The organism is Flavobacterium sp. LMO8, assembly GCF_009495755.1.
GTDB lineage: Bacteria > Bacteroidota > Bacteroidia > Flavobacteriales > Flavobacteriaceae > Flavobacterium.
The window spans coordinates 40,119-57,697 of sequence record NZ_WIBJ01000015.1 but is presented as its reverse complement, the minus strand read 5'-3'; the positions used below and the strand labels follow the sequence as shown (position 1 = coordinate 57,697).

15 protein-coding genes are annotated in these 17,579 nt (G+C 32.5%); 13 read left to right on the top strand and 2 right to left on the bottom strand.

The features are described from left to right. Positions 1–188: 188 nt before the first annotated feature. From uvrC to GFJ94_RS02130, 10 genes are all read left to right on the top strand, one after another. On the top strand, positions 189–1,994 hold the full coding sequence (gene uvrC / locus GFJ94_RS02175) for an excinuclease ABC subunit UvrC (RefSeq protein ID WP_153199948.1): 1,806 nt from the start codon (positions 189–191) through the stop codon (positions 1,992–1,994). A gap of 5 nt (positions 1,995–1,999) precedes the next feature. Then, positions 2,000–4,198: a patatin-like phospholipase family protein gene (locus GFJ94_RS02170; RefSeq protein ID WP_153199946.1), complete on the top strand. Its 2,199-nt coding sequence runs from the start codon at positions 2,000–2,002 to the stop codon at positions 4,196–4,198. A gap of 175 nt (positions 4,199–4,373) precedes the next feature. Next, complete coding sequence (locus GFJ94_RS02165; RefSeq protein ID WP_153199945.1) at positions 4,374–5,534, top strand: homogentisate 1,2-dioxygenase; 1,161 nt, start codon at positions 4,374–4,376, stop codon at positions 5,532–5,534. A gap of 54 nt (positions 5,535–5,588) precedes the next feature. Beyond that, on the top strand, positions 5,589–6,752 hold the full coding sequence (gene hppD / locus GFJ94_RS02160) for a 4-hydroxyphenylpyruvate dioxygenase (RefSeq protein ID WP_153199943.1): 1,164 nt from the start codon (positions 5,589–5,591) through the stop codon (positions 6,750–6,752). Between the two features lie 286 nt (positions 6,753–7,038). Next, positions 7,039–7,815, top strand: a complete 777-nt coding sequence (locus GFJ94_RS02155; protein WP_153199941.1) for a DUF3108 domain-containing protein — start codon at positions 7,039–7,041, stop codon at positions 7,813–7,815. Next, a complete protein-coding gene (locus GFJ94_RS02150; RefSeq protein ID WP_153199939.1) occupies positions 7,815–8,741 on the top strand; it encodes a tryptophan 2,3-dioxygenase family protein in 927 nt (308 codons plus the stop codon). The genes GFJ94_RS02155 and GFJ94_RS02150 overlap by 1 nt, the downstream gene beginning before the upstream one ends. A gap of 27 nt (positions 8,742–8,768) precedes the next feature. Further along, positions 8,769–10,007 carry a peptidoglycan DD-metalloendopeptidase family protein gene (locus GFJ94_RS02145; protein ID WP_153199937.1) on the top strand — a complete coding sequence of 413 codons (1,239 nt, stop codon included), beginning with the start codon at positions 8,769–8,771 and terminating at the stop codon, positions 10,005–10,007. Continuing rightward, a complete protein-coding gene (gene pgi / locus GFJ94_RS02140; protein ID WP_153199935.1) occupies positions 10,007–11,644 on the top strand; it encodes a glucose-6-phosphate isomerase in 1,638 nt (545 codons plus the stop codon). Before GFJ94_RS02145 ends, pgi begins: the two co-directional genes overlap by 1 nt. Positions 11,645–11,743: 99 nt before the next feature. Then, positions 11,744–12,169: a hypothetical protein gene (locus GFJ94_RS02135; protein WP_153199933.1), complete on the top strand. Its 426-nt coding sequence runs from the start codon at positions 11,744–11,746 to the stop codon at positions 12,167–12,169. Positions 12,170–12,213: 44 nt separating this feature from the next. Then, entirely contained in the window at positions 12,214–12,714 is a 501-nt protein-coding gene (locus tag GFJ94_RS02130) for a septal ring lytic transglycosylase RlpA family protein (RefSeq protein ID WP_153199931.1), read from the top strand. Positions 12,715–12,716: 2 nt separating this feature from the next. Here GFJ94_RS02130 and GFJ94_RS02125 read toward each other — a convergent pair whose 3' ends face one another. Then, entirely contained in the window at positions 12,717–13,148 is a 432-nt protein-coding gene (locus tag GFJ94_RS02125; RefSeq protein ID WP_153199929.1) for a YciI family protein, read from the bottom strand. 1 nt (position 13,149) lies between these two features. Continuing rightward, complete coding sequence (locus GFJ94_RS02120) at positions 13,150–13,617, bottom strand: CYTH domain-containing protein (protein WP_153199927.1); 468 nt, start codon at positions 13,615–13,617, stop codon at positions 13,150–13,152. 107 nt (positions 13,618–13,724) lie between these two features. Between GFJ94_RS02120 and GFJ94_RS02115 the strand changes: the two genes are divergently transcribed. The 3 genes from GFJ94_RS02115 (at position 13,725) to GFJ94_RS02105 (ending at position 17,424) form a co-directional block, all read left to right on the top strand. Continuing rightward, positions 13,725–15,725 carry a site-specific recombinase gene (locus GFJ94_RS02115; protein WP_238989424.1) on the top strand — a complete coding sequence of 667 codons (2,001 nt, stop codon included), beginning with the start codon at positions 13,725–13,727 and terminating at the stop codon, positions 15,723–15,725. Positions 15,726–15,728: 3 nt separating this feature from the next. Further along, the gene (gene dinB, locus GFJ94_RS02110) at positions 15,729–16,826 is read left to right on the top strand and encodes a DNA polymerase IV (RefSeq protein ID WP_153199923.1); all 1,098 of its coding nucleotides are present in this window, start codon (positions 15,729–15,731) and stop codon (positions 16,824–16,826) included. An 82-nt stretch (positions 16,827–16,908) separates the two neighbouring features. Next, a complete protein-coding gene (locus GFJ94_RS02105; RefSeq protein WP_153199921.1) occupies positions 16,909–17,424 on the top strand; it encodes a PAS domain-containing protein in 516 nt (171 codons plus the stop codon). Positions 17,425–17,579 lie beyond the last annotated feature (155 nt).

Below are 17,579 nucleotides of genomic sequence, written 5' to 3'. Positions count from 1 at the left end.
ACGAAAAGTTCAAGAACAAGGACAATAACAAATTCAAAAATCAATTTTTTATTGGAACACAGATTGATAAAATTTTAGAAATTCAAAAAATCGTTGTGTAATTAGTGTATTCTTCGTGCCTTTGTGGTTAAAAACTTCAAGAATTCAAAAACAAATCTCTTATCTTTGTTTTATCATCTTTCAAAATAATGCAAACACCATTAGAACTTCAAATCCAAACCTTGCCCGATAATCCGGGTGTGTATCAATATTATGATAAGGAAGGAAAAATTCTATATGTTGGAAAAGCAAAAAATCTAAAAAAGCGCGTTCAATCGTATTTTACAAAGAATCACGACAATTATAAAACTTCGGTTTTAGTTAAGAAAATTGTTGCGATAAAACACATTGTTGTTCCTACGGAAACCGATGCGTTATTGTTGGAAAACAATCTGATTAAAAAGTTACAGCCACGCTATAATGTCTTGCTTCGCGATGATAAAACCTATCCTTGGATTTGCATCAAAAACGAACGTTTTCCAAGAATATTTTCTACTCGAAAAATGATTAAAGATGGTTCGGAATATTTTGGACCTTATACGAGTTTTAAAACCGTTCATACGATTTTGGATTTGATTAAAGAATTATATCCTCTTCGAACTTGTACTTACGATTTATCGAAAGCGAACATCGATTCGGGGAAATTTAAAGTGTGTTTGGAATATCATATTGGCAATTGCAAAGGACCTTGTGAAGGTTATGAATCTTTGGAGCATTATCAAAGTCAGATTGAAAAAATCCGTCAAATTTTAAAGGGAAATTTCAAAGAAAGTTTAAAAGATTTCAAGAAATTAATGACCGATTTGGCAATGGAAATGAAGTTTGAAGAAGCGCAAAAAATCAAAGAAAAAATCGAGGTTTTAGAAAATTACCAATCGCGTTCAACGGTTTTAAATCCGAAAATCACCAATTTAGATGTGTTTTCGATTATTTCCGATGAAACAATGGCGTATGTCAACTTTTTACAGATTTCGCATGGAGCCATCGTTCGTTCGCATACATTGGAATTAAAGAAAAAATTAGACGAAACCAACGAAGAATTGTTAGAATTAGCCGTGGTAGAATTGCGCGAGCGTTTTCACTTGAATTCCAGAGAAATTGTGGTTCCATTCGCGATTGATTTGGGTGATCCCGAAGTGTCGGGACTAAAAATCACTGTTCCCCAATTAGGCGATAAAAAGCAAATTTTAGAATTATCAGAACGCAACGCCAAATATTACAGATTAGATCAATTAAAACAAATTCAAATCGTTGATCCAGAACGTCACACGAATCGCATCATGGCACAAATGCAAAAAGATTTGCGTTTATCGGTTGAACCAAGACATATTGAATGTTTTGATAACTCGAACATTCAAGGAACAAATCCAGTTGCGGCTTGTGTGGTGTTTAAAGACGGAAAACCAAGTAAGAAAGATTACCGTCATTTCAATATCAAAACGGTTGAAGGGCCAAATGATTTCGCTTCGATGGAAGAAGTGGTATACCGAAGATACAAACGAATGTTAGATGAAAATCAATCGTTGCCACAATTGATTATTATTGATGGTGGAAAAGGGCAATTATCATCAGCATTAAAAAGCATCGATGATTTAGGTTTACGAGGAAAAATTGCCATTATTGGAATTGCAAAACGTTTGGAAGAATTGTTTTATCCTGGAGATTCAGCTCCGTTATATTTGGATAAAAAATCGGAAACCTTGAAAGTAATACAGTATTTACGAAACGAAGCACACCGATTTGGCATTACGCATCATCGCGACAAGCGAAGTAAATCGGCTTTAACCAATAGTTTGGAAAGTATTCCAGGAATTGGTGAAAAAACCATGATTACTTTAATGAAACATTTCAAAAGTGTTAAAAGATTACAAAATGCCGACGAAAAAGCAATTTCTGAAGTGGTTGGTGTTTCAAAAGCCAAAAAAATTTCAGACTTTTACAAGAATAATAAATAATTCACATGAAAAAAATCTTCTTGTTTGTAAGCCTACTATTTTTAACCCAAATCAGCTTAGGACAAGAAAATCCAAGACCAAAAGTAGGACTAGTACTTAGTGGTGGTGGTGCAAAAGGATTGGCGCATATTGGTGTGCTTAAAGTAATCGATTCATTAGGAATAAAAATCGATTATATAGCAGGTACAAGTATGGGCGCTGTTGTGGGCGGATTGTATGCATCTGGGTATAATGCAGAGCAATTGGATTCTATTTTTTCTAGAATAGACGTAGATGCCTTACTTCAGGATTACACACCTCGGGAATCAAAATCGTTTTATGAAAAACGAAATGATGAGATTTACGCTTTAACGCTACCGTTTAATAAATTTAAATTAGGCTTACCATCTGGTTTATCAAAAGGACTTTATAATTTCAACTTAATTTCTTCTTTAACACAACAAGTTAGTCATATAAGGGATTTTGATGAGTTACCAATACCGTTTTTATGTATTGCAACTGATGCTGAAACGGGTGAAAAAGTGGTTTTAGATTCAGGAATTTTAGCTCAAAACATGATTGCCAGTGGAGCGTTACCAACGTTGTACAGTCCGGTTGAAATGAACGGAAGATTATTGATAGACGGTGGCGTGGTAGATAATTATCCTGTCGAAGAATTAAAAGCAAGAGGAATTGATATTATAATTGGTGTTGATGTTCAAGATGGACTAAAAACAAGAGAAGAGTTAAAAGGAGTTACATCGGTTTTAGCTCAGATTAATAATTTTTCTATGATTGAGAAGATGGAAGGGAAGCAGAAAATAACTAACATTTATATTAAGCCTGATATCAAAGGTTATACGGTTATAGCATTCGATAAAGGCAAAGAAATTATAGAAAAAGGAAAGGATAAGGCACTAGAATTTGTATCTGAATTAGCATTATATGGAAATTCTAAGCAATCAAACAACACAAAAATTTTAATTAAAGATTCGATTTTTATTAAAGACATTAGTTTTAATAAATTAGAAAATTATACTCGAGCTTATATAATTGGAAAACTGAAGTTTAAAAAAAACACAAAAGTTTCACAAATACAATTACAAAAAGGGATATTAAATTTAAATGCAACTCAAAATTTTAGTGCCATAAGTTATTCTTTTGAAAAAATGCAAGATGGAAAAAAATTAATCCTACAATTAAAAGAAAATGAAAATAATACCTTTTTAAAGTTTGGTTTACATTATGATGATTTGTTTAAAAGTGGTATTCTACTTAACTATACAAAGAAACGACTTTTGGCCAAAAATGATGTTGCTTCTTTAGATTTAGTTTTAGGAGATAACATTAGATATAATTTTGATTATTATATAGATAACGGGTTTTATTGGAGCTTTGGATTTAATTCTAAGTTAACAACTTTTAACAGAAATATCACAAATAATATAGCTGAAGATGTTGTTTTTATAGCTACAGCAAATGCAATTAATGTCGATTTTTTTGATTTCAGTAATCAAGCTTATTTACAAACCATTTTTGCTCAAAAATTTTCAATAGGAGGTGGTTTGGAATTTAAAATACTAAAACTAGAATCTGAAACGTTAGAAAACACCGATAATGTTTTTGAAAACAACAATTATTTATCTGGTTTTGGATTCATGAAATATGATTCATACAATAAAAAATATTTCCCTGATAATGGATGGAATTTTAATTCTGAAATTCGATATTATGCATATTCGTCAAATAGTGAATCCAATTTTGAACCCTTTTCAATCGCAAAAGCTGATTTTGGTTTCGCCCAACCTCTTTTTAAAAACATGACCTTTAAATTTCAAACAGAAGGAGGTTTTGCATTTGGAGAAAGAAGTGTTTCATATTTCGATTTTATTTTAGGGGGTTATGGGTTTCAACAAATAAATAATATAAAACCCTTTTTTGGATATGATTTTTTGAGTTTAGCAGGAAATAGTTATGTAAAGTTTTTATTAACAGCAGATTATGAAATTTTCAAGAAACATCATTTAAATTTCTCTGGAAATTTTTCTAACATAGGAAATAATATTTTTGAAAACACTTCCGGATGGTTGTCAAAGCCAAGTTATACGGGTTATTCTTTTGGTTATGGAATGGAAACAATAATAGGTCCTGTTGAGATTAAACATTCATGGTCGCCCGAAACTAAAGATCATCATACTTGGTTTTCAGTAGGTTTTTGGTTTTAAAAAAAAATTACGATATTTGTATTGATGAAAAATTGGGCTGGCTTATTAGCGTATTTGAAATTCCTCATCAAGAGAAATCCTGAGTGAGTTTTTTAGCGTGCCAATACTTTTCAAACTTCAGTTATAATTGGTACTTCGACATATTTACTTAATTGTCTAATAAAAACATATTATAATGCCAATATATCACAAATTAGGAGAAATTCCACGTAAACGTCATACGCAATTCCGCAAACCAAACGGCGATTTGTATTATGAACAGTTGTTTGGAACCGTTGGATTTGACGGAATGTCAACCAATTCATATCACGAACAAAGACCGACTCAGGTTAAAGAAATAAGAAAACAATATAGTGTTGCACCAAAAATCGCAAAAACAAATAACATCCAATCTTATAAATTAAGAGGTTTTGAAATTGAGCCTCAAGACGATTTTCTAGAAAGCAGAAAAATTGTTTTAACAAATTCAGATTGTCACATCGTTTTGGCAGCACCAAGAAAATCTACAACCGATTATTTTTATAAAAATACCGATTCAGACGAAGTAATTTTCATCCATAAAGGAACTGGAAAATTAAGAACTATGTTAGGAAATTTAGATTTCAAATATGGTGATTACTTAGTGGTTCCAAGAGGAATGATTTATAAAATAGATTTCGACACCGAAGACAATCGCTTATTTATTGTAGAATCGCATTCGCCAGTATATACACCAAAACAATATAGAAACTGGTTTGGACAATTATTAGAACATTCGCCATTTTGCGAAAGAGATATTCGTCGTCCAGAAGAATTAGAAACATATAATGAAAAGGGTGATTTCGTGATTAAAGTAAAGAAAAAAGACGAAATTTTCGAATTGGTATACGCTTCGCATCCGTTTGATGTAATTGGATACGACGGATTTAATTATCCGTATGCATTTTCAATTCATGATTTCGAACCAATTACAGGAAGAATTCATTTACCACCACCAGTACATCAAACTTTTGAAACAAATGCATTTGTAATTTGTTCATTTGTACCAAGGTTATACGATTATCACCCATTGTCTATTCCAGCACCTTACAATCATAGTAATATTGATGCTGATGAGGTTTTATATTATGTAGATGGTGATTTTATGAGTAGAAACGATGTAAAACCAGGAAATATTTCTTTACATCCTGCCGGAATTCCTCACGGACCGCACCCAGGAGCAGCAGAAAGAAGTATTGGTAAAAAAGAAACGTTAGAATTAGCCGTAATGGTAGACACTTTTAAACCTTTAATGGTTACAGAAGAAGCTATGGGTATTGCAGATGATACGTATTATCAATCTTGGTTAGAAGAATAAAAATTTAATACAACTTATTGGTAATGAATTACCATTTTTAAAAATATTTGAATCATGTCACAAGAAATAAAATCAGTAGAATACGGATTAGAAAAAATATTTGAAGGAGCACAAGACTTCTTACCTTTAATGGGAACAGATTATGTTGAGTTTTATGTAGGTAACGCAAAACAAGCGGCTCATTTTTACAAAACAGCTTTCGGATTTCAATCATTAGCATATGCAGGATTAGAAACTGGAGTTAAAGACAGAGCGTCTTATGTGTTAAAGCAAGATAAAATCCGTCTGGTATTAACAACCGCTTTAAATAGTGATTCTTTAATTGGCGAACACGTAAAAAAACACGGAGATGGTGTTAAAGTTATTGCACTTTGGGTAGAAGATGCACGTCATTCTTATGAAGAAACAACTAAACGTGGTGCAAAATCATATTTTGAGCCAGTCGTTGAAAAAGACGAAAATGGAGAAGTAGTTCGTGCAGGTATCTATGGTGCATATGGAGAAACTGTTTTCATTTTTGTAGAACGTAAAAATTATAATGGAATCTTTTTACCAGGATATAGTGAATGGAAATCGGATTATAATCCAGAACCAGTTGGATTAAAATTTATCGACCATATGGTAGGAAATACTGGATGGAACCGAATGAATGAAGCTGTAAAATGGTTCGAAGATGTTATGGGATTTGTTAATTTCCTTTCATTTGACGACAAACAAATTACTACAGAATATTCAGCTTTAATGTCTAAAGTAATGTCTAATGGTAACGGAAGAATTAAATTCCCAATCAATGAACCTGCAAATGGTAAGAAACGTTCGCAAATTGAAGAATATTTAGATTTCTATGAGGGCGAAGGTGTGCAGCACATTGCAGTTGCAACGGATGATATCTTAACAACGGTAGCTCAAATGCGCGCAAGGGGTATCGAGTTTTTAAGCACGCCACCACAAGCATATTATGATGCAATTCCAGAAAGATTAAAAGATCACATGTCTAAATTTAAAGAAGATATCAACGAACTTCAAAAATTAGGTATCATGATTGATGCTGATGAAGAAGGATATTTATTGCAAATTTTTACTAAGCCAGTAGAAGATCGTCCAACGCTTTTCTTTGAAATTATTCAAAGAATGGGTGCTAGAGGATTCGGTGCTGGTAACTTTAAAGCCCTTTTTGAGTCAATTGAGCGCGAACAAGAATTGCGAGGTACATTATAAAAACATAAAATTATTGCAAAATCATCAAAAGTAAGTGCTATTTAGGTGTTGTTTTTGATAGAAATATGTTAAAGTTAAAATTTAACCAATAATAGTTTAAAAACACACATACCTTTGCACTCGCAAAACAAGGAGGTAGTTTGCCTTGATTTGTAATAAATTTTCATAATTTATAGTTTTTTGGTTGGTTAATAGCATAAAAACTCAGTCATATTTTTGACTGGGTTTTTTTGTTTTAGTATTTTTGGAACGGAAATTGCGTTTTCATTTCAAAAATGAATAAACTATGAAAAAAATTATCTTACTTCTTATTCTTTTTGTTGCTACAAATTCATTTGTAGTTCAAGAAAATACATACACAACTGGTGAATGGTTCAAACTTAGAATACATTACGGAATGGTTAATGCAGGTTATGCTACTTTAGAAATTAAAGAAGCCGTAAAAAATAATAAAAAAGTTCACCATGTCGTGGGTAAAGGTTGGACTGTTGGTATGGCTAAATTTTTCTTTGAAGTTGATGATAATTATGAAAGTTATTTTGATAAAGAAACAGGGAAACCATACCAATTTGTGCGAAGAATTAATGAAGGCGGGTATACAAAAAATCAAGAAGGCTATTTTAATCAAGATAAAAATATAGTATTAGTAAAAGATTTTAAAAAGAAAACAGAAAAATCATTTACTATTCCTGAAGATGTGCAAGATATTGTCTCTTCCTTCTATTATTTAAGAAATCATCCTAAGATTGATAAACTTAAAGTAGGAGAATCAATAGCAATTGATATGTTTTTTGATAACGAAACCACAAAGTTTAAGTTAAAATTTGTTGGTAGAGAAGATATAAAAACTAAATTTGGGAAAGTTTCTTGCATGATATTTAGACCTTATGTGCAAGCAGGAAGAGTTTTTAAAGAAGAAGAAAGTCTAACCGTTTGGATTTCAGATGATGACAATAAAATACCAGTTCGTTTAAAGGCAAGTTTGGCAGTGGGTTCAATAAAAGCCGATTTAGAAGCATTCAAAGGTTTAAAACACTCATTCAAAGTTAAAGTAGAAAAATAATGGAAGTTACTCCCAAAATTCAAGAACAATTAGATCAACTTCATGATAAATTTGAAGCCATCAATCAAAATACTTCTACCCATTTAGAAGGTTTGCTTTGGGCTAAACCAATTACCTATTGGGATTATATCCAAACCGATGCGCTTTTGAGTCTTCAAACACAACGCACCACTTTGCCAGACGAAATGGTTTTTGTAATGTATCATCAAGTAAATGAATTGTTGTTTAAAATGATTCTTTGGGAAATGAACCAATTGTGTCATAACGAAAAACCTACAACCGATTATTTTACAGATAAACTAGGAAGAATTAGCCGTTATTTTGATATGCTTACAACTTCTTTCGATATCATGAAAGACGGAATGGAGCCTGAACAATATCTAAAATTCAGAAATACATTAACACCAGCAAGCGGGTTTCAATCGGCTCAATATCGATTAATCGAGTTCAGTTCAACCGATTTAATTAACTTAATTGATAACCGCTTTAGAGCAACTATTGACAGAAATACACCTTACGAACACGCTTTTGAACATTTATATTGGCAAGCTGCTGGAAAAGATTATCACACAGGTGAAAAATCATATCTAATTTTAGAATTTGAAAGAAAATACAAAAAGATATTCTTAGATTGGATGGAAGAATACAACACGATTAACTTGTGGAGAAAATTCAAACAATTACCAAAAGCCGACCAACAAAATCCTGAATTAGTTGCTGCGATGCGTCATTACGACAAAACGGTAAATATTACTTGGGTTATGGGTCACTTTAACGCCGCTAAAAAATACATCGAGAGTGTTCCAGGAAATCACGAAGCTACAGGTGGAAGCGATTGGAAAAAATACATGTTACCAAAATACCAAAAAAGAATATTCTTCCCTGAATTATGGACGAAAGAAGAATTAGATAATTGGGGAGAATAACTGCCGTAGCGCACAAAACAAAAAACATTGAGATATTTAGTATTAGCCATTTTATTTGTCACTTTTTTTACCGCTTGTAATTCGAAAGAAGAAACAGAAAAAGTAAAAAAAGCGGTTGTAAAAAAAGAACCAATTATAAAAGAGTACGGATTTACTTTTAATGACTATAAAGTTGTTAAAGATACTATTCGTTCGGGCGATACTTTTGGAAAAATATTAGAAAAATATCCATTAAAAGATAGTTTAAGAATCTATGATGTTACTCAAAAAGTAAAAGATTCCTTCAATGTAAGAAGAATAAAAGCTGGAAAACCATATATCTTATTTTTAGACAAGAAAAAACCAAATACACTACAAGCTTTGGTTTACATAGAAGACAGAATTAAATACACAGTTATTGATTTTAGAGATTCTATTGTAGTTTCAAATAAAGAAAAACCAACAACAATAAAAAGAAGAGTTGTAGCTGCTGAGATTGAAGGTTCGTTATCCGAAACCTTAAGTAATGCAGGAGTTAGTGTTGGTTTAGCCAATAAATTAGCCAATATTTATGCTTATACTGTCGATTTCTTTAAAATTCAAAAAGGCGATAAGTTTGCGGTTACTATAAACGAGCGCTACATCGACGATTCTATTTATGTTGGTGTAGAAAGTATAGAAGCTTCTTATTTTGAACATAAAGGAAAGAAAATCTTTGCTTTTCCATATAAATTATCTGAAGATCAGAAATATGAGGATTATTATGATGAAAACGGAAAAGGTTTAAAAAGCATGTTTTTAAAGGCTCCATTAGATTATTTCCGAATATCTTCTCGTTTTTCAGGCAGACGTTTTCATCCAGTACAAATGCGTTTTAAAGCCCACAACGGAACTGATTACGCAGCACCTCACGGAACACCAATTAAATCAACGGCTTCTGGAGTGGTTGAACGAACAGGCTACACCGCCGGAAATGGTAATTTCGTAAAAGTTCGTCACAGCTCTACATACGCTACTCAATATTTACATATGTCCAAAATTTTAGTTCGAAACGGACAACGTGTTTCGCAAGGACAAATAATTGGAAAAGTAGGAAGTACTGGTTTAGCAACAGGACCTCACGTTTGCTACCGTTTCTGGAAGAATGGGGTGCAAGTAGATCCTTTGCGATTAAAATTGCCAAATGCTGAGCCAATGAATGAATCAAAAAAAATACAATATTTAAAGGATATAGAACCTTTAAAGCGTGAATTAGATAGCATAACTAAAGTTAAATTTAAAGAATAATGGCATTACCAAAAGTAAATCCTTCACAAACTGCCGCATGGCAAAACTTACAATCGCACTTCAACAAAATGCAAGCAACATCTATGAAAGATTTGTTTGCTTCTGATACGAATAGAGCTGAGAAATTTCATTTGCAATGGAATGATTTTTTAGTAGATTATTCAAAAAACATCGTTAGTCAAGAAACTATTGATTTGTTGCTGAATTTAGCTAACGAAGTTCAATTAAAACAAGCAATTTCCAGTTATTTTCAAGGCGACTTAATCAATCAAACCGAAAATAGAGCTGTTTTACATACGGCGCTTCGTGCAAAAGAATCAGCCAATGTTTTGGTTGATGGCATTAACGTAATGCCAGAAGTGTATTCGGTAAAAAATAAAATCAAAAACTTCTCTAACGAAGTTATTTCAGGAAACAAAAAAGGATTCACAGGAAAACCATTTACCGATATCGTAAATATAGGAATTGGTGGATCTGATTTGGGTCCAGCCATGATTGTAGAAGCCTTACAATTCTATAAAAATCATTTAAATGTTCATTTTGTTTCAAATGTAGATGGCGATCACGTTAACGAAGTAATTAAGAAATTAAATCCAGAAACGACTTTGTTTGTAGTAGTTTCTAAAACCTTCACCACACAAGAAACCTTATCCAATGCAGAAACCATAAGAAGTTGGTTTTTACAATCGGCCTCACAAGACGATGTGTCTAAGCATTTCGTAGCAGTTTCAACGAATATTCAAAAAGTAACCGAATTCGGAATTAATCCAGACAATGTTTTCCCAATGTGGGATTGGGTTGGAGGTCGTTTTTCGTTATGGAGCGCTGTTGGTTTGTCTGTAAGTTTAGCGGTTGGATTTGATAATTTTGATAAATTATTGAAAGGTGCTAACGAAATGGACGAACATTTCAAAAACGAATCTTTCGACAAAAATATTCCAGTAATTTTAGCTTTATTAAGTATTTGGTACAACAACTTTTTTGGTGCCGAAAGCGAAGCTTTAATTCCGTATACCCAATATTTACAGAAGTTAGCACCATACTTGCAACAAGGGATTATGGAAAGCAATGGAAAAAGTATTGGAAGAGATGGACAACCAGTAAATTATCAAACAGGAACCATTATTTGGGGCGAACCAGGAACGAATTCCCAACACGCTTTTTTCCAATTGATTCACCAAGGGACGAAATTAATTCCAACAGATTTTATTGGATTCAAACAATCGCTTTACAAAAACAAAGACCATCACGACAAATTAATGTCAAACTTCTTTGCGCAAACCGAAGCCTTATTAATGGGTAAAACCGAAGCTCAAGTAAAAGCTGAATTCGAGAAACAAGGTATTTCAGGTGAAAAAGCGGATTTTCTATTGCCTTTTAAAGTGTTTACAGGAAATAAACCAACCAACACCATTCTTATCAAGAAACTAACTCCAGAATCATTAGGTGCTTTAGTAGCTATGTACGAACACAAGATTTTCGTACAAGGAATCATTTGGAACATCTTTAGTTATGACCAATGGGGTGTGGAATTAGGTAAACAATTGGCGAATTCCATATTAGATGAAATTGACTCGAAAGAAGTAAAAAACCACGATAGTTCTACTTCATTTTTGTTGAAAAACTATCTAAAATAAATATTCTATAAAGTAGATTGAAATGCCTCTTAATTCATTTTTTTGAGTAAGAGGTTTTTTAATTTCCTATATTTGTGTTTCATAATTAAAAAATTAAGTATGTACGAAACTATTCAATCTGTTCACTCTATTATAGCATATGCCGCTTTAGGCTTATTGTTATTGGCTTCTATTAATGCCATTTTTGGATTAACTTCTAAAAAATTATTTACGGATAAAGACTTACGTTTGTCTTTATTTACTTTGATTATTTGCCACATTCAATTATTAATTGGATTGATTTTGTATTTTATTTCGCCAATGGGCTTATCACAACTGGGGAATATGAGTGATAAAGCTATGCGCTTAACTTCGTTAGAACATCCTTTAATTAACATTATCGCATTAGTTTTAATTACTATTGGATGGTCAAAGCACAAAAAAGAAGAAAGCAACAACGGAAAATTCAAAAAAATTGCCGTTTTCTATACATTAGGTTTGGTATTAATCTTGTCTAGACTTCCTTGGGCTAATTGGTTCAACTAGTCTTTGGTATAATCTTTGGTAATGAGTCAACAAATTAAATAATTATGAAGAAAAACATCTTAATAATATCGTTTGTATTACTTATTGCTGCATTAGTAAGCTTTTCTAGTGTAACAAAATCAGGTTTCGTTAGAAAAGCTTCTTTATATGATACCGTTAAGAATAAAGATTCGCTTAAAGTTTTAGATTCGATAAAAAAATCAGACTCAATTAGAGTTGTAGATTCTATATCTAATCTTAAAACCAAGTTATATAAAAAAAACGTAGAAGCTACACATTATTCCGACAAATTAAATGGAAGAAAAACCGCAAGCGGACAGATTTTTAGTAATAAAAAATACACGGCAGCGCATAAAACGTTAAAATTCGGTACCAAAGTAAAAGTCACTAATTTAGCGAATAACAAAAGCGTTATTGTCACTATTAACGACAGGGGTCCGTTTACTAAAAATAGAGAAATCGATTTGGCGAAACGACCATTTTTAGATATTTCTCATAATAATGGACGCTCGCCTTTACGTGTGAGTTTAGAAATCGTAGAATAGTTTTATTTCAGTTTACTTCCTTTAGAAGCCCACCAAGGTACTGTTTCAACCACCAATCTTCCTGCTTTAACCGCGGGATCCAAATTAGCTAAACTATCTGCTTCTTTTAAAGTTTCGGTATTAAAAAGTAAAAATCCTGAAATAGTTTCATGTTTATCAGATGGACCTGCAATACTGATTTTATTGGTTTTCGCTAACCAATTGATATGTTCCATGTGTTTTTTCTGAATTTCAGTAGCTTCTTCTTTCGAATGTTCGCGATTAGGGCCTTTTTTAAGCATTACCAAAAAATATTTCTGCATCACATACGTAGTGTCGCCTTCTTTGTAGCTAAAAGTCTCGTGATTGGTTTTGGGTTTATCCGGATAAATTACGGAGTTAGAACCGCAAGCAAACAAAAAAACCAGTGCAAATATTCCAAAAAGTACTTTCATTTCACCAAGATTTAAAAGGTTTGTTACTCAAATAAGCATTGTAATAACGTTCGTCGGAAGTGACTTCTTTGCCCAACCAATTGGGTTTTTCAAAAGATTCGTTTTCCGATTGTAGTTCAATTTCGGCAACAATTAAACCTTCGTTTTCGCCAAAAAAAACATCAACTTCATAAGTGTGTTTTCCCATAGGAACTTCGTAGCGAATTTTATCAATTGCGCCTTTTTCGCAAAGTGGTAATAAGGCTTCGGCTTCAGAAATATCAATTTCTTTTTCCCATTCAAAACGGCTCATTCCTGAATCGCTTCCTTTGCCTTTTATGGTTAAAAAACCTTTATTATCTTTGATTCTTACTCTAACAGTTCGTTCAGGATTAGTATTTAAATAACCTTGAACTATCCTAAAGTTTTCGCTGCTTTCTGATATGAAATTGCGATTGGTAACGAGGAATTTGCGTTCTATTTCTACCAAAATTTAATATTTATTTAGGCATCTAAATTACGAAAAAATCCTTTCAATTTGTATCTTTACCCATATTAGACTTAAACTAGAATATGCTAAGAAAAAATGTGAATACAATGCTCGATATCATTATTAGAAAATATTTTAATGAATTGCAGCTTTGGAAAAACGAAGAGAACGATATCGATATATTGGTTCAATTGGTGAATGCTATTCGTCCGAAAAACCCAAAAAAACATGAAAGTTTTAGTCTTTTTAATACAATTGAGTTCTTTTCGAATAATCAAGTTGAACGAGACAACTTTGTAGCGTATTTAAAAACCGTGTTGGAAAACAAAAATTTTGATGCCATTTTAACCGATGCTGGAATTTTACAAGACATCGATTTCTTTTATGAAGTAAAAAAGCGAATTTTTGCCAAAATCCTTCCATATCAAGCGCCAAAAGATACATTACAGTATGTTTTAAATCAGATTTTTTATGCTGATTCAGATCCAATTTGGGTTAATAAAATTCCAAAAGTAGAATTAGAAACTCTTTTCGATTTGTTTGAATTTGAAACCATTTATGAATCGGTTGAAGCTCATGCGCCTTTGTACGAAGTAATGGAAGCTATAAATTTGTTGTCGCAACGTACCAGCGGAAAAGCCTTGGAAACCGATGTTATGAAAATGGTGCCCGAATATTCAGGTTTAGAAAGTCCGTTTGCAGCTTTTGAAAAAGAATTATATGCTATTGAAAAAACCATTCGAACTAAAGAATCGGAGTTTTTTACAACATCATCAGACATTAATTTTAAGCAATTATTGGTTTTGCATAAGCAATGTAACGAATTTGTCGAGAAAGCCTTTCAAAACTCTTCAAAATACGGAATTTCGCTACGCGTGAACCAAAACCTATTAAGCATAAAACAACATTTGTATCGCATTGGTGTTTTGATGCCGCTTTTAGTGATTGACAAACCCGAAGAAAAGAAATCAAAATCGATAGAATTAGCTATCAAACTAATCAAATACAATTGTTTAAAAACAAACGTAAGAAAATTATTTGCTGAAAGCACACAATTGTTGTCTTACGAAATTACACAACACACCGCAAAAACAGGCGAAAATTATATTACTGAAAGTAAAACAGAATATTTCAAAATGTTGTATGCGGCACTTGGAGGAGGATTGATCGTTGGGATTTTGTGTATTTTTAAATTACTCCTCTCAAAAGTAGAAATAAGCGATTTTGGACACGCATTTTTATACAGCTTAAATTATTCGATAGGATTTATCATTATTTATTTGTTGGGATTTACTTTAGCTACAAAACAACCAGCCATGACAGCTTCAGCTCTAATATCTGCTTTAGAAGATGGTTTGAAAAAAAATTCCATTTCTGCAGATGAAAAGCATAAAAGTTTTGCCAAATTATTCGCGCGTTTGTTTCGTTCGCAGTTTATTGCTTTTGTTGGAAATGTAATTATGGCGTTTCCAATAGCTTTGTTAGGTATTTGGATGATAGATACTACTTTTGGAATTAATATAGCCGAAATGAAATGGGAAAAATTCATCATCGATTTGAATCCAATTCAATCTTTATTGCTATTTCATGCTGCTATTGCTGGGTTTTTCTTATTCTTATCTGGAATTATTTCAGGAAGTATAGCCAATCGCGACAAGCATTTTGATGTTAAATACAGAATAGAAGAGCATCCATGGTTAAAAATGACATTTGGAAAAGAAAGAACTAAAAATTTCGCTAATTGGTACGATAATAAATGGCCAGGATTAATGTCTAATTTTTGGTTTGGTGTTTTTCTTGGAAGCACTTCTTCAATTGGTAAATTTTTAGGTTTAAGTTTAGATATTCGCCATATTACTTTTGCCAGTGGAAATTTAGCATTAGCCTTGTACGACGCTAAATTTCAGGTTGAAGATAATTTGTTGTTTTGGGGAATTTTTGGTGTTTTCATGATTGGTTTAGTCAATTTTTTAGTTAGTTTTGGATTGTCGTTAGGATTGGCTTTTCGCTCTAGAAATATTCCATTAACCGAGTTGAAACCTATTTTTTCATCTATCAAAAGACGATTTTTAAGTAAACCGATGAGTTTCTTTTTTCCTACCGAATAATGTATGAGCGAGAACTATCGAAAAATAATTCACGTTGACATGGATGCGTTTTATGCATCGGTAGAGCAAATGGACAATCCTGAGCTGAAAGGAAAACCTTTGGCAGTAGGCGGAAGCGAAGTTCGTGGTGTGGTTTCAGCCGCAAGTTACGAAGCTAGAAAATACGGAGTTCGAAGTGCGATTAGCGGTATTCAAGCGAAGAAATTGTGTCCTAATTTAATTTTTGTACGACCACGATTTGACCGTTACATAGAAATTTCGAAGAAAATCAGAAAAATTTTCCTTGATTACACCGATTTAGTCGAACCGTTATCCCTCGATGAAGCCTATTTAGACGTTACCAAAAACAAAAAAGGCAATCCCAGTGCGACATTAATAGCACAAGAAATCAGAAAACGCATTTATGAAGAAGTTGGACTTACGGCTTCTGCAGGAATTTCTGTTAATAAATTTGTAGCCAAAATTGCTTCCGATTACAACAAACCAAACGGACAAAAAACAGTAAATCCAGATGAGGTAGAAGCCTTTTTAGAAAAATTAGATGTAAAAAAGTTCTATGGCGTAGGAAAAGTTACAGCTGAAAAAATGTACCAATTAGGCATTTTCACGGGTTATGATTTAAAGCAAAAACCGTTAGAATATCTCGATAAACATTTTGGTAACAGTGGTTTGCATTATTATCAAATTGTGCGTGGCATTCACAATAGCGCGGTAAAACCCAACCGAAAAATTAAATCGGTAGGAGCGGAACGTACTTTTGGAGAAAATTTATCTTCCGAAATTTTCATGGAAGAACGTTTGCAAAGCATTTCCAAAGAATTAGAAAAACGCCTACAAAAAAGCAAAATATCAGGAAAAACCATCACCTTAAAAATAAAATATTCCGATTTCACTTTACAAACCCGAAGCAAAACTTTGCCGTATTTTGTAAACGACAAAAACATCATTTTAGACGTTGCTAAAGATTTACTCTATCAAGAACGACTGAGAAATTCCGTTCGATTACTTGGTATTTCCATTCATAACCTAAACAACGAAGAAAAAACCAAAACCGCTTTACCTCAAAAAAGTGTTTCGGTGCAATTGAAGTTTGAGTTTTAATTACTTAAACATGCGTTAAAGTTGCCTTTTCTAACTTATTGATTCATTTTTCTTATTAGCTTTATCCCAAATTAGAATTGTTATGGAGTTCAAAGTTTACGATGCTGCGTTTGCAAAACAGTATGAAAATGGCGTTACAAAAGCAATGCCGTTGGTATCTTGGGATATTTATTCTCAGTATTTGTTGCAAACGAATGTGTTGCTTCACGATGTAAATTCGTTGCATCAAATTGCCAACAAAAATCAATGGAAATCGGTTTGGGATTTTAAAGAAAGTTTACAAGATAAAACCGTAATTGTAGTAACTGATGCACAATTAAAAATTGTTTTCGCAACCAAAAACATCAAAAACATGAATGGTTATGAAGCAAACGAAGTAGTCGGAAATTCACCAAAAATGTTTCAAGGCAAACAAACAGATTTACAAGTAAGCAACGAAATTAGACAAGCCATTATCAATAAAATTCCGTTTGAAAAAAATGTAATTAATTACTGCAAAGATGGTTCGTTATACAAATGTCACATCAAAGGCTTTCCCGTTTTCAATCACAAAGGCGAAGTGACTAATTTTATTGCGTTTGAAAAAATAGCTGCTTAAATTTAAATAGTAAAACTAAAACTTCTGTCAAGCTGAACTCGTTTCAGCTTCTAATTTATTATTTATCAAGAGAGATTCTGAATCGAGTTCAGAATGACAACCTAGATAAACAAAAAACGAGTGCTAAATTACTAGCACTCGTTTTTTTATAATTA